Source organism: Protofrankia sp. CiP1_Cm_nod1 (genome assembly GCF_920888515.1).
Taxonomy (GTDB): domain Bacteria; phylum Actinomycetota; class Actinomycetes; order Frankiales; family Frankiaceae; genus Protofrankia.
Window position 1 is genome coordinate 1 of record NZ_CAKKTM010000028.1, and the last position, 4207, is coordinate 4207.

A 4207-nucleotide genomic window follows, 5' to 3' on the forward strand; every position below is an offset into this window, starting at 1 on the left:
GGCGGGAGCGGGCCGTGGGGCGGCACCGCGGGGCCGCCCGGCGCCGTCGCCCGGGCCGCCCGGCTGCCCTGGCCCGCCGGGTCTCCCTGGCGGCCCAGGCCCTCCTGGGCCTCCTGGGCCGTTGCCTCCTGAGCTGCCTCCTGGGCCGTTGCCTCCTGGGCCGTCGCCACGTCCATGTCGGCTCCCTCTCGCGATTCTTCGGTGCCCACCGTCACAGGCCGTCGCCGACTGCCTGCTCCGACCACGGGCCGCGCCGACGGATGCCGCCGGCGCCGGCCGGGCATTTGCCGAACACGCCGGACCGTCCGCTGGGACCGTATTCCAGCATGTTCGGCCGGCGCTTCGGTGAACGGCGAGTTTACATTTCAGGGCGAAAGAAAGATGTCCCTGGCGGCGGCCGGGACGCGGCTGGCCCGGCTATTGTGACGCCGAATGAAACAATTGGTTTCGCTGATGGAGGCCAGGGCTGTGAAGGAGTCGTCCGGTGCGGTGTTGCCAAGCCCGCCGAATGCGGTTACCGTGCTGTCTCCAGCAGGGGAGGCGCGGAGGCTGGCGACACATTTTCTTCAGCCATCGAATCATCGAAATCCTGGTTGACACCGGCCTGGGCCTGGCTCCACGATATCCTTCGCAAGGCATTCGGAGCGCCGGCTCACATCGTCGGCTCGCATTGTCGGCCCACCTGGCTGGTGGCGGCTTGTCCACGGTGTGTGGACAAGCCGCGGGAAAGATTTCGGCGCAGCCGGTCCACGCCGGCCGGAAATACGTGACGGTGAACATCTGATGGCCACGGGAGGCGTGATGGACGACGGCACGGTGCTTCCGACGCCGGCCAGGCAGCCACACGCCGATCCCGCGCTCCCCCTGGTCGGCGAAGATTCCCGGGGGCCGCAGCCCGGCCGGCCGTCACACCCGCGGGCGGCCGAGGACGGCCGCGGCCACGCGGTCGTCCTCGGCGCCGGCATCGCCGGGCTGCTGGCCGCCCGGGTGCTCTCGGAGACCTTCGAGCGGGTCACGGTACTCGAACGGGACGTGCTCCTCGACGGTGATCCCCACGGCGACTCCCGCCGTGGTGTGCCCCAGGGCCGGCACCTGCACGGGCTGCTCGACCGCGGACGCCGGCTCATGGAGGAGCTGTTCCCCGGCCTGACCACGGAACTCACGCGGCGGGGCGCGTCCACGATCGAGACGCTGGTGGGCTCCCGCTGGTATCTGCGGGGGCTGCGGGTCCGCTCGGCCCCGACCGGGCTGACCTCGGTGCTCGCCAGCAGGGGGCTGCTGGAGGACGTCCTGCGGGCGAGGCTGCGGGCGGTCCCCGGCGTGCGGTTCGTCCAGCGGACGTCGGCGACCGGGCTGGTCACCGCGCCGGAGGCGCCCGGCCGGATCATCGGGGTGCGTGTCGTCCAGCAGCCCCGTACCGCCGGTGCCGGGAGCGGCGCTGATGCCGGTGCTGATGCCGGCGCCGCTACCGGCACCGGACTCATCCGCGCGGATCTTGTGGTGGACGCGACCGGCCGTGCCTCCCGCGGCCCGGACTGGCTGGCCGCCCTGGGACTGCCCGGCCCGGCCGAGCGGCGGACCGGCGTCGATCTCGGATACGCGTCGCGTTTCTACCGGTACCGCCCCGAGCATCTCGACGGCCAGCGTTCGGTCATAGTCTCGACCATGCCCGGATTCCGTGGCGGCGGCGCCGTCGCGCTGGAGGGCGGCCGCTGGCATGTCACGCTCACCGGAATGCTCGGCGACCACCCGCCGACGGATCCCGAGGGATTCGAAGCGTTCGCCCGGACCCTGCCCGTACCCGACATCTACGACCTGGTCACGTCGACCGAGGCGCTGAGCGACCCGGTGCCCCACCGTTTCACCAGTTCACTGCGGCGATACTACGAGCGGGTGCAGAACCCGCCGGCCGGATTCCTCGCCATCGGTGACGCGATATGCAGCTTCAACCCGCTCTACGCCCAGGGAATGACCGTGGCGGCCCAGCACGCGTGGGCGCTGCGGGACTGCCTGCGGGCCGGCGGCCCGGACCTGCCGGCCCGTTTCTACCGGCAGGCCGGCCGCCTCGTGGACGTCGCGTGGGACATGGCCAACGGGGCCGACCTGCGCTATCCCGGCGTCCAGGGGCGGCGCGGCCCGCGCGAGCGGCTGGTGGGCCCGTACGCGGAACGGGTGCAGGTCGCCGCGCACCGGGACGCCACGGTGGCGCGCGCCCTGATGAAGACGCTGAACCTGGTGGACGCCCCGACCGCCCTGCTGCGCCCGGCCGTGGCCGCCGGCGTCCTGCGCTTCGGCTGGTCACACCCGACCACCCCGCGGAAGGCGCCCACGGCTGGGACACGGAACACCGCAGGGACGGGCCTTCCCGGCCAGAGTTCCTGAACGCCAGCGACACGGGAAGCGGTCAGCCGCTCGTCGGCGGTGCTCCCGGGCTCCCACGCTCCCGCGGACGGTCATCCATCGCCACGCGTGATCGTTCGCTCGCTGGGGCCGCCCCACCGCGGTCGTCCGTCCTGGTCGTGCGCACCGGCCGGCCGTCAGGCCCGGCCCGGCCGGGTTCAGGACAGCCGGACGGGCAGGGCCGCGAGGCTGCGTACGGTCAGGTGCGGCCGGTAGGGCGGCGGGTCCGCGGCCAGGGTGAGCCCCGGGGCACGCTGGACGAGCGCCCGCAGGGCGATCCGTGCCTCCAGCCGGGCGAGCGGCGCGCCGAGGCAGTAGTGGATGCCCAGCCCGAAACCGAGGTGCCGGTGCGCGGGAGCGGCGCCGGCGTAGCGGGTGATGTCGAAACGGTCCGGATCCGTGAAGACGTCCGGGTCCCGCTGGGCCGCCGCGCTCAGGATGATGATGATCTCGCCCTGGGGGAAGGGGTGCCCGGAGATCTCGGTGTCCCGCAGGGCGAGCCGGCCGATGAGCTGGATGGGCGGGTCGTAGCGCAACGTCTCGTCGATGATGGAGGGTATGAGGCTGGGATCCGCACGTAGCAGGGCGAGCTGGTCGGGGTTGCGCAGCAGCGCCAAGACGGCGTTGCCGATCAGGTTGACCGTCGTCTCGTAGCCGGCGACCAGCAGCAGGGCGCACAGCTCCAGCAGCTCGCTCTCGCTGAGCACGTCGCCCTGGTCCCGCACCGCCACCAGCTCGCTGAGCAGGTCCTCGGCCGGGCGGGCCCGGCGCCGCGCGATCAGCTCGGTGAAGTAGGCGTCGAACTCGCGGGAGGACGTCCGGCGCCGGGCCAGCTCGTCGGGGGTGAGCAGGTAGTCCGGGTCGATGCCGCGGGTGAGGTCGTTGGCCCAGCCGCGGAAGGTCTGCTCGTCCCGCGCCGGCACGCCCAGCAGGTCGCAGATGACGCGCAGCGGGAGCGGGCGGGCCAGCGCGCCGATCAGGTCGATCTCGCCTTCCCGCTCGAGCGCGGCGTCGATCAGCGTGTCGACCAGGGAGGTGACCCGGGGCTGGAAGGCGGCGACCATCCGGGGTGTGAAGGCCTTGCTGACCAGCCCGCGCAGCCGGGTATGGCTGGGCGGGTTCATCCGCAGGAAGGACCGCAGCCCGCCGTCCAGCGCCTCGGCGCGACGCCACGCGTTGGTCCCGGACTCGCCGCGTCCCCAGGCTGTTTCCGACAGGGCGGTCAAGCAGTCGGGGTAACGCGTCAGCACAGTGGCCTGGAGATCTCCCAGCGGGATGCGGTAGAAGGGATCCGCCGCGCGCAGGGCGCGGTAGCCCGGGTAGGGGTCGGCGCGGCGAGCCGGGTCGAAGGCGCCGAACGCCAGCGGCGCGGCGGCGGGAGTGTCCGATGCCGAGGCGGAACTCATGACCGGGTCCTCTCCTTGTCGTGCTCGTCCCAGCGGCCGGAGATGACAGCCGCCAGCCCGCCGGGGCCGCCCGCACCATGCCTTCCGCGATGCACCCGGTGCCTTCACCCGGTGCCTTCGCGCGGGCCGGTGGCGTCTGCCGGTCAGAAGAAGAATGCCGGGACGGTATTACCCGCCGATGAATCGGCGCTGAACCAGTGCCGGCGGGAACCGCACGAACCGGTGAGCCGGGGTGCTGGCATGTCGTCACTGAAACGTCGGCAGCCAGCCGGAATGACGTAACTGGAGAACGGGAAAAATACGAGAAGAATGGCTGGACGGATGCTGGCCGGCTGCCGTGGACGCAGGCCCGCGCCGAGCGGGCGGGGCCCGGCGGACCGGCCGCTCGCGGGCCGGAACGC

At 72.8% G+C, this 4207-nt stretch carries 2 protein-coding genes; one reads left to right on the forward strand and one right to left on the reverse strand.

What is annotated here, in order from left to right; all coding sequences use genetic code 11:
* Positions 1–801: 801 nt before the first annotated feature.
* A complete protein-coding gene (locus NBX02_RS01910) occupies positions 802–2382 on the forward strand; it encodes an FAD-dependent oxidoreductase (protein ID WP_250289704.1) in 1581 nt (526 codons plus the stop codon).
* 176 nt (positions 2383–2558) lie between these two features.
* On the opposite strand, the gene NBX02_RS01915 is transcribed toward NBX02_RS01910, so the two are convergent.
* On the reverse strand, positions 2559–3806 hold the full coding sequence (locus NBX02_RS01915; protein ID WP_250287354.1) for a cytochrome P450: 1248 nt from the start codon (positions 3804–3806) through the stop codon (positions 2559–2561).
* Positions 3807–4207 lie beyond the last annotated feature (401 nt).